The 15,989-nt window shown below is 43.1% G+C and carries 23 protein-coding genes and 1 pseudogene; 19 read left to right on the top strand and 5 right to left on the bottom strand.

What is annotated here, in order from left to right:
* The first annotated feature begins 134 nt into the window (after positions 1-134).
* The 8 genes from MKX30_RS02525 (at position 135) to MKX30_RS02490 (ending at position 7,740) form a co-directional block, all read left to right on the top strand.
* Positions 135-692, top strand: a complete 558-nt coding sequence (locus MKX30_RS02525) for a DUF402 domain-containing protein (protein ID WP_028540711.1) — start codon at positions 135-137, stop codon at positions 690-692.
* A complete protein-coding gene (locus MKX30_RS02520) occupies positions 689-1,384 on the top strand; it encodes a YdcF family protein (RefSeq protein WP_023989041.1) in 696 nt (231 codons plus the stop codon). The genes MKX30_RS02525 and MKX30_RS02520 overlap by 4 nt, the downstream gene beginning before the upstream one ends.
* Before the next feature lie 115 nt (positions 1,385-1,499).
* Positions 1,500-2,483 (top strand): AAA family ATPase, encoded by a 984-nt coding sequence (locus MKX30_RS02515; protein WP_071558585.1) that lies wholly within the window; start codon positions 1,500-1,502, stop codon positions 2,481-2,483.
* Positions 2,484-2,596: 113 nt separating this feature from the next.
* Positions 2,597-3,883: a GTPase HflX gene (gene hflX, locus MKX30_RS02510; protein ID WP_023989039.1), complete on the top strand. Its 1,287-nt coding sequence runs from the start codon at positions 2,597-2,599 to the stop codon at positions 3,881-3,883.
* Positions 3,884-3,994: 111 nt separating this feature from the next.
* A complete protein-coding gene (locus MKX30_RS02505; RefSeq protein WP_071558586.1) occupies positions 3,995-5,248 on the top strand; it encodes a methionine gamma-lyase family protein in 1,254 nt (417 codons plus the stop codon).
* 83 nt (positions 5,249-5,331) lie between these two features.
* Entirely contained in the window at positions 5,332-5,745 is a 414-nt protein-coding gene (locus tag MKX30_RS02500) for a MerR family transcriptional regulator (RefSeq protein ID WP_007430683.1), read from the top strand.
* 117 nt (positions 5,746-5,862) lie between these two features.
* On the top strand, positions 5,863-7,191 hold the full coding sequence (glnA, locus tag MKX30_RS02495; protein ID WP_013310575.1) for a type I glutamate--ammonia ligase: 1,329 nt from the start codon (positions 5,863-5,865) through the stop codon (positions 7,189-7,191).
* A gap of 363 nt (positions 7,192-7,554) precedes the next feature.
* The gene (locus MKX30_RS02490; protein WP_068942649.1) at positions 7,555-7,740 is read left to right on the top strand and encodes a hypothetical protein; all 186 of its coding nucleotides are present in this window, start codon (positions 7,555-7,557) and stop codon (positions 7,738-7,740) included.
* 28 nt (positions 7,741-7,768) lie between these two features.
* Here the strand turns inward: MKX30_RS02490 and MKX30_RS02485 are convergent, their stop codons facing one another.
* Positions 7,769-7,990 (bottom strand): DUF6199 family natural product biosynthesis protein, encoded by a 222-nt coding sequence (locus MKX30_RS02485; RefSeq protein WP_043882525.1) that lies wholly within the window; start codon positions 7,988-7,990, stop codon positions 7,769-7,771.
* 118 nt (positions 7,991-8,108) lie between these two features.
* Positions 8,109-8,543, bottom strand: coding sequence for a hypothetical protein (locus tag MKX30_RS02480; RefSeq protein WP_023989036.1), 435 nt, complete (start codon positions 8,541-8,543; stop codon positions 8,109-8,111).
* 471 nt (positions 8,544-9,014) lie between these two features.
* Here MKX30_RS02480 and MKX30_RS02475 point away from each other — a divergent pair, with 471 nt between their 5' ends.
* The 5 genes from MKX30_RS02475 to MKX30_RS02455 all read left to right on the top strand — a co-directional run bounded on the left by MKX30_RS02475 (position 9,015) and on the right by MKX30_RS02455 (position 10,544).
* Positions 9,015-9,158 (top strand): hypothetical protein, encoded by a 144-nt coding sequence (locus MKX30_RS02475; protein ID WP_155613685.1) that lies wholly within the window; start codon positions 9,015-9,017, stop codon positions 9,156-9,158.
* A 229-nt stretch (positions 9,159-9,387) separates the two neighbouring features.
* The gene (locus MKX30_RS02470; RefSeq protein WP_071653168.1) at positions 9,388-9,660 is read left to right on the top strand and encodes a hypothetical protein; all 273 of its coding nucleotides are present in this window, start codon (positions 9,388-9,390) and stop codon (positions 9,658-9,660) included.
* 54 nt (positions 9,661-9,714) lie between these two features.
* Positions 9,715-9,933: a hypothetical protein gene (locus MKX30_RS02465; protein ID WP_264453675.1), complete on the top strand. Its 219-nt coding sequence runs from the start codon at positions 9,715-9,717 to the stop codon at positions 9,931-9,933.
* A gap of 144 nt (positions 9,934-10,077) precedes the next feature.
* Entirely contained in the window at positions 10,078-10,248 is a 171-nt protein-coding gene (locus MKX30_RS02460; protein WP_340858468.1) for a hypothetical protein, read from the top strand.
* A 170-nt stretch (positions 10,249-10,418) separates the two neighbouring features.
* Positions 10,419-10,544 (top strand): hypothetical protein, encoded by a 126-nt coding sequence (locus MKX30_RS02455; RefSeq protein WP_023989030.1) that lies wholly within the window; start codon positions 10,419-10,421, stop codon positions 10,542-10,544.
* Positions 10,545-10,605: 61 nt separating this feature from the next.
* Here the strand turns inward: MKX30_RS02455 and MKX30_RS02450 are convergent, their stop codons facing one another.
* A complete protein-coding gene (locus MKX30_RS02450) occupies positions 10,606-10,932 on the bottom strand; it encodes a hypothetical protein (protein WP_023989029.1) in 327 nt (108 codons plus the stop codon).
* Between the two features lie 135 nt (positions 10,933-11,067).
* Here MKX30_RS02450 and MKX30_RS02445 point away from each other — a divergent pair.
* From MKX30_RS02445 to MKX30_RS02425, 5 genes and pseudogenes are all read left to right on the top strand, one after another.
* Positions 11,068-11,706, top strand: a pseudogene (locus tag MKX30_RS02445) (hypothetical protein).
* A 302-nt stretch (positions 11,707-12,008) separates the two neighbouring features.
* Positions 12,009-12,266 (top strand): YdcF family protein, encoded by a 258-nt coding sequence (locus MKX30_RS02440; protein ID WP_341062418.1) that lies wholly within the window; start codon positions 12,009-12,011, stop codon positions 12,264-12,266.
* A 56-nt stretch (positions 12,267-12,322) separates the two neighbouring features.
* The gene (locus tag MKX30_RS02435; protein WP_341062416.1) at positions 12,323-12,778 is read left to right on the top strand and encodes a DinB family protein; all 456 of its coding nucleotides are present in this window, start codon (positions 12,323-12,325) and stop codon (positions 12,776-12,778) included.
* 403 nt (positions 12,779-13,181) lie between these two features.
* A complete protein-coding gene (locus MKX30_RS02430; RefSeq protein ID WP_023989025.1) occupies positions 13,182-13,400 on the top strand; it encodes a hypothetical protein in 219 nt (72 codons plus the stop codon).
* A complete protein-coding gene (locus MKX30_RS02425) occupies positions 13,354-13,710 on the top strand; it encodes a DNA methyltransferase (protein ID WP_340858469.1) in 357 nt (118 codons plus the stop codon). Before MKX30_RS02430 ends, MKX30_RS02425 begins: the two co-directional genes overlap by 47 nt.
* On the opposite strand, the gene MKX30_RS02420 is transcribed toward MKX30_RS02425, so the two are convergent.
* Together MKX30_RS02420 and MKX30_RS02415 are read right to left on the bottom strand one after the other, a co-directional pair.
* Entirely contained in the window at positions 13,695-14,129 is a 435-nt protein-coding gene (locus MKX30_RS02420) for a MepB family protein (protein WP_341062415.1), read from the bottom strand. The genes MKX30_RS02425 and MKX30_RS02420 overlap by 16 nt on opposite strands.
* Positions 14,078-14,242 carry a hypothetical protein gene (locus MKX30_RS02415; RefSeq protein WP_341062802.1) on the bottom strand — a complete coding sequence of 55 codons (165 nt, stop codon included), beginning with the start codon at positions 14,240-14,242 and terminating at the stop codon, positions 14,078-14,080. Before MKX30_RS02415 ends, MKX30_RS02420 begins: the two co-directional genes overlap by 52 nt.
* 481 nt (positions 14,243-14,723) lie before the next feature.
* Here MKX30_RS02415 and MKX30_RS02410 point away from each other — a divergent pair, with 481 nt between their 5' ends.
* Positions 14,724-15,485, top strand: a complete 762-nt coding sequence (locus MKX30_RS02410; RefSeq protein WP_028540716.1) for a collagen-like protein — start codon at positions 14,724-14,726, stop codon at positions 15,483-15,485.
* Positions 15,486-15,989: the final 504 nt, after the last annotated feature.

The following is a 15,989-nucleotide window of genomic DNA, read 5'->3' as shown; positions in this document are numbered from 1 at the left end:
TTCAAATCAAAGGTATTCTCAGTCCGTGAACTGGTCTGAGAATACCTTTTTTGCTGTTTTAAAGGGGTTCTTTTTGAGTGTACAGTTTAAATATGGTAAGCTGGTTTTACCAATGTTGGAGAGGAACATCATTTATGAAGCGCAAATTCGGAGACCGGGCCAACTGGCGCAGAATCACCAATCGCAAGTTTGCTTGCCGGTATGTAGAAAGTGACGCGTTTACAGGATATGTGACCCTGTATACAATTTTGAGTCTCAAGGAGCCGTTATGGAAAAGTTACGGTGGTCATACGTTTTGCATAGCCGATAAAGGATATTCCTGGCTGCAATATTATCCAAAAGGTGAGCACTACGTGGTGACTGCTATGTTTGATAATCGGGAGCAAATCGTTGAATGGTATATTGATACCTGCCGAAATCAGGGTGTGACCGATCAAGGAGTCCCTTGGTTTGACGATTTGTATTTAGATGTTGTGGTGCTTAAAAACGGTGAAATCTTCCTAGTGGATGAGGATGAATTGGAGGAGGCGTTACAACGGGGGCATATCTCAACGCAAGAGGCAGAATTGGCTAACCGTACAGCGGCTGATGTGTTACATCAGATAGATGCCCACGTGTTCCCCTATTTTAAAATGTCACTGAAACACCGGTCAGAATGGTTTCACAACGGTGATTTCAAGAGAGAACGGTGAAAGTTTTGCAGTGGATTAAAGACACTGGGCCCAAACGTCCTGAGTTGAAAAGCAGGCAGAGTCGCCTTAAGAAAATATCTATGGTATCCAAGCGTCTTGTACTTTGTTTGATGATTTTCATTTTGGTCGGATTGGTATGGGCAGGTATCCGAGTGTGGAACATGAATACGGCTGCCTCTACCACTCCGCTCCAGCAAGTGCAAATTGGTATCGTACTAGGTGCTTCTATGTGGGGAGCTGAGCCCAGCCCTGGATTGAAGGAAAGGCTGGAAGAAGCCTTGCACTTATACCGCAACGGGACGGTACAGCGTCTAATTGTAAGTGGGGGACTGGATAAACCAGATTTTCCGTATACGGAGGCTGAGGGCATGCAACGCTATTTGGTAGATAAAGGGGTCCCTGTACAGCATATTGTGTTGGAAAACCATGCGACCAGTACTTACGAAAATCTGCTCTATAGCCAGCGCATTATGAAGGAATATGGATGGACCTCCACCGTGATCATTACACATAGCTATCATGGCCCTCGGGCGATGGAGATTGCTCAATTCTTGAATTTTGATCATCCTCAGATGGCTCTGACGGAATCCAAAGTGCTCAATATGCCAATTCATCAATCAAGAGAAGTATTGGCATACGCTAAATGGACGCTGCAACGGTGGTGGATCAGCGCTCAAACTTGGGTTGCCTGAATTTAAGAAAAGGCTTTGTGCACGTTCCCGTTGCTTTTATGCTAATAAGGACATGCCAGACCGAATACATTAATAGGGTAAGCTGTGCCTGAAGAAATGTTGAGGTGATGGATGCATGAACGGACGGGGAATCGCCGCGGGCAAGCGGTCGGAGGAGAGACCTTCCAGACAAATTAATGTCGTGCTGCGTAGCCCGGAGCCGATAGCTTCGGTGACTGTGGACGAGACGGAAGCAGTGGCTTCAACCAAGTCACAGGCGCTACCGCAGTATCTCAGTCTTTATCAGGAAATTCAGAAAGAACTCGATCATCTCGTCGGCTTGGATAACATCAAAGACCTGGTATTTGAGGTATATGCCTTTTTGCAAATCGCCCATATGCGCACGGATGCGGGATTGTTGAGCAATGCACACGTATATCACATGATTTTCAAAGGAAATCCAGGTACGGGGAAAACGACAGTAGCCCGCATTATCGCTAAAATGCTGCAAAAAATGGGGGTACTGAGCAAAGGTCATCTGATTGAAGTGGAGAGGGCTGATCTGGTCGGTGAGTATATTGGGCACACTGCACAGAAAACGCGAGATCTGGTAAAGAAATCTCTTGGCGGCGTGTTGTTCATTGATGAGGCTTACAGTTTGGCACGCGGAGGGGAAAAGGATTTTGGAAAAGAAGCGATTGATACCTTGGTAAAGTCCATGGAAGATCAAAAAAATCAATTTATTTTGATTCTCGCTGGATACTCGGGGGAAATGGACTTTTTTTTACGAACGAATCCTGGTCTTCCTTCTCGCTTTCCAATCCAGTTGGATTTTCCTGATTATACTGTAGATCAGCTTATCCAAATTTCCGAGCTGATGGCCAAGGAGCGGGATTATATTCTCATGCCTCAGTCCATAATTAAAATGAAGGAGCATTTGCTAAACGAGCGTAATGACAGTCTTCATGCATTTAGTAATGCACGCTATGTTCGTAACGTGATTGAAAAAGCGATTCGGCACCAAGCTGTCAGGTTGCTCAATCAGTACCGGAGCGGGCAACCCGGCAAGCAGGAATTGATGACGCTGCGTCCAGAGGATTTGAAAATGGACAAAAGATAGGCGATAATAGGAATCTGAATCACATCGAATGGTATGACATCGAACGGGGGCCGGCCTGAACATCAGGTCGGTCTCTGTTCGAGAGTTGACATGAAAATAAAGGAGCAAACAATATGGCGAACTCCACTCATGATACACAAACTGAAATGCAGGACAAGGCGGTACTGGTCAGTCTGATTACGGATGAAGTCAAACGATCTGGCATCAATACGGAATACTCGTTGGATGAGCTGGTGAAATTGGCTGAGACAGCGGGAGTTGAAGTACTGAGCGTCCTGACACAGAATAAGGAAGCCAAGGATTCAAAATGGTTTATTGGCAAAGGAAAAGTAGAGGAATTGCGTGCAGTTGCTGAAGAATTGGGAGCGAATACAGCTATTTTTGATCAGGAGCTCTCGGGAGCTCAGGTACGAAATCTGGAAGAAAGTCTGGATCTCAAAATTATTGACCGGACACAGTTGATTCTGGACATTTTTGCTCAACGTGCAAAAACACGGGAAGGTATTATTCAGGTTGAACTGGCGCAGTTGTCATATTTACTCCCCCGTTTGTCTGGACATGGCAAAAATCTCTCGCGTCTCGGTGGCGGAATCGGAACACGTGGTCCTGGTGAAAGCAAGCTGGAGACAGACCGTCGTCATATTCGTGACCGAATCAGTGATCTGAAACGCCAACTGGAGGAAGTGACTCGTCACCGGTATTTGCACAGGGAGCGCAGACAAAAGAGCGGTATTGTTCAGGTTGCACTTGTTGGCTATACCAATGCGGGCAAATCGACGCTGTTGAAGCAACTGACAGCAGCCGATGTATATATTGAGAACCAACTGTTTGCGACGCTGGATCCTACCTCCAGAACAATGGAGCTACCGAGTGGAAAAGAAATTATTCTTACGGATACAGTCGGTTTTATCCAAAATCTTCCTCATGATTTGGTTGCTTCCTTCCGGGCTACTTTGGAGGAGGCGAATGAGGCTCATCTCATTTTGCATGTCGTGGACGCTTCCTCGGATATGCGAGACGAACAGATGAAAGTTGTAGAGACGATCTTGCAGCAGCTAGGGGCTGCGGACAAGCCTCAGATCGTATTATTTAACAAAAAAGATGCCTGTACCCCTGAGCAACTGGAAATGCTTCCTTCTGGGGAGGGCTATTTGAAAATTAGTGCTTTTGATGAAGGGGATTTGCTGCACATTCGTGAACTGATTCAAGAGCATCTGAGCGGTGATACGCTGAGATTCCGCATTCCTGCGGAACGTGGGGATTTAACCTCGGTGCTTTATCGAATCGGAGATGTACTGCTGACAGAGTATGATGGCAATGATGTCATTTATGAGGTTGAAATTCAAAGAGGCGAGTACGAAAAGTACGGTCATGCACTCAGCGAGTTCACAGAAGGTTAACATCTAATGATGTTTTTGGGTCAATAAAATGAAAATGCTCATCGTTCAAAGTGAACAATAATATAACATGAATAGCCTAAGGCTGCGTAAGAGAGAGGGTCAAGAAGGTAAATGGTAGTTTTTAGTCCAGAAATTCAGAAAATTCAGGAAACTGCAGAACATAAAATACAAGAACGTATACAGCACATAGATCATATTGTAGATTCAAATCAGTGGAAGGTAATTCAGGCATTCCAGCGGAAGCAAGTGAGCGATTTTCACTTTGCGGGTTCTACGGGATATGCTTACAATGATCGGGGACGTGAGGTGCTGGAAGAAGTCTATGCGGATGTGTTCGGTGCGGAGGCAGCGTTGGTGCGTCCGCATTTTGCCTCGGGTACTCATACAATTGCCACTGCTTTATTTGGTGTGCTGCGTCCAGGGGATGAACTGTTGTACATTACTGGGAGACCTTATGATACCCTCCACAAAGTGATTGGTAAGCCCGGCGATGGAACAGGATCATTGCAGGATTTTGGTGTTACTTATGGAGAAACCGCACTGACAGCGGAAGGTAAAGTGGACTGGGAAGCGGTGGAGGCTGCGATCCATGCCAATACCAAAGTGATCGGTATTCAGCGTTCACGCGGTTATGATTGGAGAGCTTCGTTTAGTGTAGCAGATATTGAAGAAATGACAGCACGTGTGAAGGAAATAAAACCTGACGTCATTGTCTTTGTTGACAATTGCTACGGTGAATTTACCGAGAAGCTGGAACCTACTCAGGTAGGTGTCGATTTGATGGCAGGTTCGTTGATTAAAAATCCCGGTGGTGGCATTGCAGAAACGGGTGGATATATCTGCGGCAAACAAAAGTATGTAGAGCTAGCATCCTACCGATTAACTGCACCTGGAATCGGTGGAGAAGTAGGTGCCATGCTAGGTACTACACGAGGCATATTTCAGGGACTATTCCTTGCTCCGACACTGGTTGGGCAAGCGGTTAAAGGGAGCGTATTCGCAGCTGCGGTCTTTGAGGAGATGGGATTTGAGACCAAACCTGCCTGGCATGAAGAGCGTACGGATTTGATTCAGGCTATTTCTTTTAGTGGACCAGAGCATCTAATTGCTTTTGTACAGGGCATTCAGCGTGCAGCTGCCGTGGATAGCCATGTGGTGCCGGAGCCGTGGGATATGCCGGGTTATGAGCATCCAGTTATCATGGCTGCAGGTACGTTCATACAAGGGGGAAGTTTGGAACTATCTGCGGATGCTCCGATTCGTGAGCCTTATATTGGTTACATGCAAGGGGGCTTAACCTACTCTCATGTTAAATTTGGAGTGCTTATGGCTCTGCAAACGATGAAAGAACGTAAATTATTGTGAGTTTTTCTAACATGTCATTGACACTTTGCATCAGCTAAATGTACAATAAGGTGAATAATAGATCACTGGAAGGTTGATGACAAATGGGCGACGAAATTCGCAGAAATATGGCCTTATTTCCAATAGGTATTGTCATGAAGCTAACGGACTTGTCAGCACGTCAGATTCGTTATTATGAACAGCATAACTTGATAGTTCCTGCCCGTACATCGGGAAACCAACGTCTTTTTTCTTTTAATGACGTAGAGCGTCTGCTTGAAATTAAGGCGTTGATCGAGAAGGGTGTTAACATTGCGGGAATTAAACAAGTCATGAATCCGGTTACCAAGGAATCGGAGGAAGCTACGGTTATTACTGCAGATACGGAAGTCAAACGCCGTGAAATGTCCGATACTCAGCTTCACCGCTTGCTGAAACAACAACTTGTTGCAGGCAAAAGACCAGGACAGGTATCCCTGATCCAAGGCGAATTATCACGGTTCTTCAATAAGAGATAATGCTTTGACTTACCTCTTGGCATAAGGTCGCTTTACTTTAAAACCCGGTCTCATCATTTAAGTAATTTATACAACAACCGATTCGTATATAGTCGTTACAGAAAGGGAGAGGTTAGAGTGAGTTATAGCAGAGAAGATATCCTTCGGATTGCGAAAGAAGAAAATGTTCGTTTTATTCGTTTGCAATTTACAGATTTGCTGGGCACTATTAAGAACGTTGAAATTCCGGTTAGTCAACTGGAAAAAGCATTGGATAATAAAATGATGTTTGACGGTTCTTCCATAGAAGGTTATGTGCGTATTGAAGAATCTGATATGTATTTATATCCGGATTTGGACACTTGGGTTGTATTCCCTTGGGTAACCTCGGATCGTGTAGCCCGTTTGATCTGCGATATTTACAAGCCGGACGGAGTTCCGTTTGCAGGCGACCCGCGGGGTATCTTGAAACGTGTACTTAAGGAAGCAGAAGAGTTGGGATATACTTCGATGAATGTCGGACCAGAGCCTGAATTCTTCTTGTTCAAAACGGATGAAAAAGGCGAGCCAACTACAGAACTGAATGACCAAGGCGGGTATTTTGACCTGGCTCCGATGGATCTAGGTGAAAACTGCCGTCGTGAAATTGTACTTAAGCTTGAAGAGATGGGCTTCGAAATTGAAGCATCTCATCATGAAGTTGCACCTGGTCAGCATGAGATTGACTTTAAATATGCAGATGCAATTAAAGCTGCCGACCAGATTCAAACGTTCAAGCTCGTTGTTAAGACGATTGCTCGTCAGCATGGTTTGCATGCTACCTTTATGCCAAAACCTTTGTTTGGTGTAAATGGCTCCGGTATGCACTGCAATCAATCCTTGTTTAAGGATAATGAAAATGTATTTTATGATGAAACGGATGAACTCGGATTAAGCCAGACAGCCCGCCACTATATGGCTGGTATTCTTAAACATGCACGTGCAATGGCAGCGATCACGAATCCAACGGTAAATTCCTACAAACGTCTCGTACCAGGTTATGAAGCGCCTTGTTATGTGGCTTGGTCTGCAAGCAATCGCAGTCCAATGATTCGGATTCCCGCATCTCGTGGTCTGAGCACTCGCGTCGAAGTTCGTAACCCTGACCCGGCAGCGAATCCTTATTTGGCCTTGGCAGTGATGCTGAGAGCTGGTTTGGATGGTATCAAACGTCAGTTGGCTCTGCCAGCTCCTATTGATCGTAACATTTACGTAATGTCTGAGGAAGAGCGGATTGAAGAAGGCATTCCAAGTCTGCCTGCAGACTTGAAAGAAGCTTTGTCTGAGCTTATTCGGAGCGAAGTTATCTCTGACGCACTGGGCGACCATGCTCTGGCCTACTTCTATGAGCTTAAGGAAATTGAATGGGATATGTATCGCACCCAAGTGCATCAATGGGAACGTGATCAATATCTGACTCTTTACTAAAATGGGAATCCCTTGGCGCTCTAAGCGTTGAGGGATTTTTTTTTGTGTGTAATCCATCCGTCATTTGAGACTAATTAGTTCTCCCCACAATCTCCCCATAAAAAAATATTATTGAAGTAGACTCCCGGTAAAAGACTCATATTTCTCCATGCTATTCATCTCTATTTTTTTGGAGATGTGTGCATAAACGTCGGCTGTGAAAAAATTTCAAACTAACGTTGAATGCAAATATGTGTTGGATGCCTTGAAAGTCTTAGAAAATGAAGTCATTACACTCGGGTATACTGGCTCTTCTAAGCTACTCACACTCCAAAGTGACGAGTCGAGTTTCTACATTGTTCTTCCTTATAGGTGGCTGGTTAGATGAGTAAATACTATGCGAGAAAAATGATTTTTACTACTTACTACAGCGGCAGTCGGTCTTTGAAGATTAAGGAAGTTCGTTTGCTGGAAGCTATGGATGAGAGACAGATTTCTGTTTTTGAAAACGTGAGCAGTGACATTTTGGGAGTCGCCGCCAAACAGCAAGTGCCTTATGGATGTGGGTAATTTGAGGATTGAAAACAGATAGTAGAACTTACAGGAATATAACCAAAAGTCCACATGTTAAAAAGAAGAACCCAAAGAGAATCGATACGGAGCCTCTAAATTTCATGTCATCAATGTAAGCATCACTTGGTTCTGAGTCACCTTTGATCTTCCAGGCTTCGTTTGCACGCCATCCCCAAGTGGGATTTCGTTTACTTAAAATACCAAGCGAGAAAAAAATAATCGCAATAAAAATAAGCATGAATCCCATTGGATCAGCCCCTTTAAGTAAACTATACCAAAAAAGAACGACAGATGGAAAGTATCGTCCCTCAAGGACGGATAGAAGAAAAATAAGAGGGCTTTGCCCTCCATGTGATGGTGTAATTTTAATCTGAATAGGCAACCGCGTTAAAACTTTCTATTCCTATTCGGGTGGCATCCGCTGTGCAAAATAGATATAAGGTATACACCAATTCATTTGATGGTGGTAGAGGGACATTGTAATCGGAAGCATTAATGGTGACGACCTGCACAGCGTTGGGATTTGCCTCGGAGACACTAACAGAGTAAAGGGCGTAAGCAACAGGAGAGTCGAGAGTGCCTCTAACAATAGAAATAGCAATAACGGAGTCAAATGGTGGAGTAGTGGGAAATGAAAGCTCAGCAATCCCTGATAATTGTACACGCATATTTTCCCCAGCGCCCGTCACGTCTAAGCCAAGCTCTGCGATGGCTACAGGAGTATTGGCTGGCAAGGGAATTGAGATTGTATTACCATAGCTTGCATTTTGAGATGTTCGAGCATCTAACAATCTAGTCATTATCTCATCTCCTTTTTAATAGTTTATGCAGAAGATATTCAGTGTTGAGGGCTTGGTGGATATGCCTCTAAGCTAATGCGGTGTATTGCGTCATTATCGGCCCCGAAGGGTAGAGAGGAAGGATACAAGATGGAACTTAGCGAGAAACAGTTGGAGAGTGTGAGCACGCTTTGTGCTTAACTACAACATGAAGCCGACAAAAACAATTTTTACTGTGACACGGTCGATTGGTTTGGAATGATCTTGTTGCTAAAGGGTTAGCTACAAAACGAGGCGGATGGGATGAGAAAAGTGCATATTTTCGCCTGACATATGAAGATGCGGAGACCGTTTATACAAAGCCAATGCCATGAAAGTATTTTGGAGCATTGCATTAAAAAGTTTTGAACCCATAGGGGACAAGAAGGAGGGGCAACTTTCCATAAAGGAGAGAGACACAATGCATCCCCTATACCAAAGGAGAGATAACCCGTGAGTAAATACAAAGTGTATGAAACAGTAGCGGTGAGACAGTTGGTATATCTAGGAGAATACGAAGGGAATAGAATGCGTGAGATCGGAGCGCAGATTCGGTCTGAAAAGCCCAATATGATCATAACCCCACAAGAAATATAAGAATTAGGGAGATTAGAACTGATTGACATAGATATTAGACAAATCAAAGAGGATTGAGGCATAACAGCCTCTTACCCTATATACCTATATACCTATATACCTATAATGAGCGATAAGCACAGTGGGGTAATACACCTCAAACGCTACATAGAGCGGTTTTACGTGGATGAGGTAGGGAGTAACCACCAATACAATACGCTCACCCAGGAACGTTGGAAGGATGATAGATATGAATGTGTGGCCGATATCGGCTATTAAACAAGATGGTAAGTCCAGATGTGCCAACTGCGGAAAGCCGATAAGCGAAGCTAGAGAAATACTTACAGGGAGGTTATACGATGGGGAGTTTGCTTGCTGTCGGGAATGTGATGATGAACATGAAGAATTAGGCAGCCCCATTGAACATGGGATAAGATATCGTGATTTGAATATTAAGCCTATACAGGGTGTCGGTCACACGGCACCAAAGGGAGAATATATAGATGAAAATCGTAGTGAATAATGAGCAGGAAGCGGACTGCGTCGCTTCTTCCAAGACGGACACGAATATTCGATCATGGACTTGATCAAATCAGAAAAGGAAAAACAAGAAGACACAGAAGACTTGCAAGGAGAAGATTTTCGCATTTTGGCAGAAGGATTTTTTTGGTCAGAACTGCATATAGAGATTGATCGAAAAGAAGAAGAACTGAAATTTCGAGACGACGATTGGGTGACAGGAGAATGCATACACTGTGGTACTCATACGACGGGAAACAATCGCGATGAAGATTAACCTATAGTGAGTGAAAAGCGATGGATTCTCCTGAATCGCGGGCTACTTGGCGATGCGACGATTGTTACAATCGTCTATGTCCGTGCTGCTCAGAACGTCTTATAGGAGACGATGAAGACGACGAATGCTGGGGGAGGAACAACAATGACAGATAAACCAGACTGGGAAAAGCGAATGGTTTACTGGATACTGGAAGCCGAAAAAGAAAAAAGTTGGGTAGATGATATAGAAAAACGGTTGTATTTTTCGAACACCGAAAATGAAATTATTGAAAGGAAACATAAAGGTACTCGTCGATACTCAAAAGGAATCTGAATCCCTAATACAACAAAGGATGCAGAGATAGCCAGACTAAACGGGTCACTCATGAAAGCCTTCCAGCTGTGGACTGATTATTTTAATGCACCGAACGCAGAGGGCAAAGCGTGTATTAATATCGAGTTATCTAAAGTGTTTGCGAATGCGGCGGTCAAGGAGGATGCCACATGATACGCGCATATACCACTATATTAGCTGCTGTACTGTTGTTTATAGGTGTAGTACAAGTAGATAGGTATATGTTGATTGAGACTGTGCCGGCAAGCGAGGTGAGGATTAAATATGGCAAATAATAACGATGAAAAAAGTAAGCACCTATGAAAAAAAGTGCTTACTTTAAAGTTAGTTTTATTATTAAGGGAATATTTTGTAAATGTAGCCTTGATATAATGGGCATACTTTGTTGTTGCCTTTTTGTTGCCATTTATATAAATTAATATTTCCTCCAAATCCTCCTGTCATGTAAAATTTTTGAGTTGGAACTGTCGATTTCATATCCTCTTTAACTGTTGCACCTCTGATGCCACTTACCCATTTTTTGTTCCCTTGAGGCGGATCATATGGTGACTGAGAAGAAATATTTGCTGAAGTTGGGGCTTGTTCTGCAAAACCTAAAGACGGTACAGACAATGCCCCAAGAAGAACTGTGCCAGCAGCCAAAGCAATAATAGATTTTCTCAAAAGTAAAGCCTCCTTAGTTTGTTTTCTTCGTATGCAAACTATGGTGTAAGGTAATTATAGTGTTTTGATTTACATATATCTACCAAAAATAACGATTTCACCAAATTATCACATTATATAAAGGAATGATAAACGATGAATGACGATCAAATGTGTATAGTTAATAGTCTTGAAGATGAGTCTTCTGATACACAAAAGATAATCCAGGTAAACTTTTTTTCGGACATTGACCAGGAAGATATTCGAAAAACAAAGTGGCTTCTTAGTAAGTATGTTGATATGATCGAGGTGATCAAAAACTATGAGTTTGCTCTCCAGTAGATTGAAAACGGAATGTCTGCGTATGAGTTACTTTCCGCCGAGGGGGCAATTGCAAAACGAGAGTCAGGTCAGGAGTTAACGGCAGGTGTAACAGCAAACGCTGTAATCCTAAAGGACAAACGGCATATGAATTACAAATTCTATCAATTCATCACAAACAATGTCCGCTTCGCCGTAAACAACATGAGGGATCCACACGAGGGACTTGCTGCTAAGCTGCTGTTCATAGACGGTAAAAAATACCTCAAGGCCCAGCAGTATATGGAGAAGGGATACAGAAAAGATGTGTCTGGTATCTCAGCTACGACATTTGCAGTTAAACGACGACGAGCGATTGTAAATATAGCAAACAGTCTTAAAATTAATCGGACTTTGGATTTTGTGGTTATTGACTATGGTCGGGGCCGCAACAAGGAAGGTGAAATCGGACTTAGGATGCCAGAAGTAAATTAGACCGTAAGGGCTTAAGCCTTTGCGGTCTTTACTGAGGTGTCAGAAGAAAATAAAGTTCTAGACAGAAAAATAAAGTAATAGTCTGACGATGCTTCATTAAGCTAACGGGCAGGAAAGTTTAACCAAATAGCGAATGGATAGTCTTTGAATACTTCGAAAATACCGGATTCCAGGGTGTTAATACTGAGGAGTTCTACATATGTCATTCCCCTTTGATTGTATTAGTGATTTTATGTTTTTCGAAACGGAGTTGGAACAGTCAGACATTATATTAATTCCCAGGAGCAAGTCATCCTCAATTAATGGAAAGAGTTGCAACATTGTACCATAGCGGTATCGCTCAATTTATTCTACCTTCTGGTGGTACGATCCCTCATGTAGAAACAGCCGAATGGGAGTTTCTAAAAAATGTCGGGGTAGCGTTAGGAGTATCTTCAGAATCATTACTTAAAGAAGATAAAGCAACTAATACCTTTGAAAATGTACGTTTCTCCTTGGAAGTGTTACAGCAACAAGGAATTCATCCAAAAAAGGTTGTTTTAGTTCATTCAAATGATTAAACTAACGAATAACAGTAGGTTCAAGTAATCGATGAAACGAAGAGGGGGGAACCGAAATGAAGACGATCAAGTGCATGATGGACCACCTGTACTGGGCGGACGGGCGCATCTTGGACGTGCTTGAGGAGAATGAGACGAAGAACAAGGACCTTCTGAAGCTGGTTCGGCACGTCGCGGTCGCGGAACGAGTCTGGCTGTCCCGATTGCAGGGCAAGGGCAGCACGCAATATTCGTTGTGGGAGGAAGTGGAAGACCTGAAGGCGATCCGGACGATGTTCGAAGAAAACGCCGAGCAATATCGCGTCTATATCGAAGGGCTCGAGGAATCCGAGTTGGACGAGATGATCGACTATGCGAACCAGAGCGGGGTTCCGTTCCGAACGTCCGTACGGGACATCCTGTCGCAGGTCCTCTTACATGGGCAATATCACCGGGGGCAGATCAACCGGGCACTTCGGATCGAATCGGCAGAGCCTGCCCAAGTCGATTACATCACGTTCGCGAGGCTCTAACAGGGCTAATAATCACCATTACTCGGAATGGGATTGGTATTGAACTAACGGGACACGTTAGTTTAATGGAACAGCGACAGTCTAGGACCTTTATTTTTTCATCCTTGGTTGTCGCTGTTCTAATTTCTAAGGTCAGTCTAAAACTTATTTTATGGAGTTTTCTTCGAACAATAAAGTTGTGTACTAGCGAGTCAACTACAATTATTTTCCCCTGTGCGATATACAATAAAGTTGTGTACCAAAATCCAATATCTACGATTTATATTTTTTTTAATATTCTAAAAATATGTACGTTAAACCCTTATAAATATGTTCTCCTGTCTTTAACTTTTCAAATATTTCTTTACCATAATACCGCTCTCTATTTAAACCAAAGCAGCCGTCCTGATTTTAGCAAAGCCTGATGACACTTGTTCATCAGGCTTTTGTTTCTACTAAGAAACATACTTTTGTTATTGTAGAAAGAAAATTTGAGGATGCTATGAATGCTGCTTCCTTTGGTTGGGCACAGTATCGTTTTAAACATGAGCCGATCTTTTACGCTCATCTGAAAAGCAAGGCTCCAGCCCGATACGGTGATCGGAACACAGACTACGGTATGGAAGGCTGGTCTTCCTGTTGAGGAACCGCTGCCTAGGACAGTATGGGAAGTTTCACGGGGCAATGTAAATAAGTATGTTCACCCCACTCAGAAGTCCCTTGATCTACTAGCCATTCCAATTATGAATAGTAGCCAGCATAGTGGCGTAGTTGTCAATTTCTTTGGCGGCAGCGACTCTGCCCTTATGACCTGTGATCAGCTTGACCGCTGTTGCAGGACCATGGAACTCGACCCAGTATTTTGTGATGTGATTAAAATGCGATATCAGCAGGCGACCGGCATGGAGCCGGTACGTCTTTCTAATGTTGCAACACATTATTCTAAATCGTAAAGTACGTTTGCACGAGAAATGTCTATTGGTTCGTTTACAGGTATGTTAAGAAAATACTTTAACTGCCATGTCTGAGTTTTTTGAGCCTGGAGGCTTGTAGGCGTGTCCCATGGTGGATAAATACGTATTGCTCTTTTACCACCTTCACCTTTGTTAGATAATATTTTATGTTTAATCAGAATGGATTTTGGGAATACAAATTGCCCCAAGCTACTGTCTTTACGTGCACTAATAACCAAAAAGTCGATTGGATCTGATACGTCATAGGGTTGTATTGGTCCATCCCCAATTCTCTTATATATAGTCACAAATTGCCCGATCTTTTTTGGAGTTGTCTTTGCAATACGGAATCGTATAGAGTGGGCATTTAAATTAAAGAAGTAGGCCCCATAGTCAGCGTTTTGTTTGGTCCAGTACATTTAAAATTGCATGGATTATAAACTGAAACTTTAGCGGCAAGCAGGTCGGTATGAATCTTATCAGATGCTGTCCAAGAATTTTGGTCACCAGAAGATATTTCTTTGTTAACCATTGTTATTTATTCTCCCCCATATATAAAACCGTTGTTTAACGTAGCATTCACTATATTAATGTAACCGCAGATGGTTCACAAGTTTGTGTATATTCTGCCTAGTATAAATAAAAAGGGAGACGTGTGAACGTCTCCCCAATGACAATGGGACAGACAACGAATAGCAAGAGACACTACTACAGCGCGAAATAGAGTTCGTCGAGGGTATCCTTGATCAATGGTACAGTACCGAAAGATTGTTAAGGCTGGTATAGCTCAGTGGGTCAAAGACCTACAGGCTAGAAATATAAAAATGCAGATAGTGCAGAATCTGGATCGGTTGATTGAACTGGATATAAGCTTCAGAAGGATGAGCTGTAATAATGCTACACGATAGAGTCAGACCTATGCCTATTTTCCCAAGATGAAGTCAACAGCCCAATCTTTTTGGTTAATTGCACAATAAACTACTTTGACTAGACTTTGGAGGTGATCATTAAATATGTTTCGACATTATTATTGGCAAAAGAAAATGCATCGGAGAAAATTTAGAAGATGTGTAGTTAAAAAAGTCAAAGTTTTACCGAAAGTTATTGTTAAAGGGATCCGAGGACCTCAAGGACCTCAAGGACCTCAAGGACCTCAGGGACTGCCGGGTCCACAGGGAGTTCCAGGCGCTCAAGGCCAGCAAGGGCTACAAGGTTTTCAAGGAATTCCTGGACCAACAGGACCAGCAGGAGCAGTAGGTCCAGCAGGACCAGTGGGACCGGCAGGAGCGATAGGACCAGCAGGACCAGCGGGAACGGTAGGGGCGGTAGGACCAGCAGGAGCAACGGGGGCAACAGGGCCTGCTGGCGCCGGGATATCAGACTTCTTAAGTGTTTTCCGAGCAGATCCTGGTACGGGAACTGACACAGTTCCGGGTAACTCACCAATTACCTTTACTGGAGTTTTGGCTAATGTTGGTGGTGCATTTACTTTCACTCCTCCATCTCCAACGATAACAATCAACGAAACGGGGAGCTATCTAATAGATTTTACAATTCATAACCAAGGCAATGCTGACTTTAACCTTACCGTAAATGGATTCCCTGTTACCCCAGTTCCTTTCACGGGTAACGGTGGCGGACCAACTTCGGCAGAAGTCATTATTACTGTAGGGGTCGTTCCTACAACTATTCAATTAGTAAATGCAAATGCAACCCCAGCCCAACTTCATAACTTTACCAATACTACTCTTACTATATTAAAGTTGACTGTTTAAGCCATTCTTAATGATATATAGAACATTATATGTAGCCGCTTTAGAAAAGACTGTACGATTTCACATCATCAGTTTGTCTAATTACACCCAAAGTGAGCAGACGTATTTATGGGGATTGTGTAGCATGGTAAGAGAACGTAGTGGTAGTAATAAGATCCATTAAACATTACCATTACTCCAAAGCCTATCTTTAAAGTTAAAATGGAAAATCCGTAGTAACATGGTAAAAAGCAATGATATTATTCAGACATAGAAATATGAATGCTAAGAAGGTCAGGAAACTTTTCCTACCTTCTTTTTTGTTGTGACAAAATAGGAACTATTGCTTTGATCCGTCAGGTACGACAACTCATGAGCGGCAATCAATATAAATTTTCTTTTTCGATTGGTTGCGAAAAATGGGAAGCTACAGAAGAACGGGCCGAGGTCGATTGGCCTAAAGTTTAGGCATTGCATAAGGGAGCCTTTAATCTTGTGTTGGTAGAAGGACTGACGGAGGATGAA

It is taken from the genome of Paenibacillus sp. FSL P2-0173, from assembly GCF_038008045.1.
GTDB classification, from domain to species: domain Bacteria; phylum Bacillota; class Bacilli; order Paenibacillales; family Paenibacillaceae; genus Paenibacillus; species Paenibacillus polymyxa_B.
Note: the sequence above shows the minus strand (reverse complement) of the source record. Positions and strands in the feature narration are given on the sequence as shown.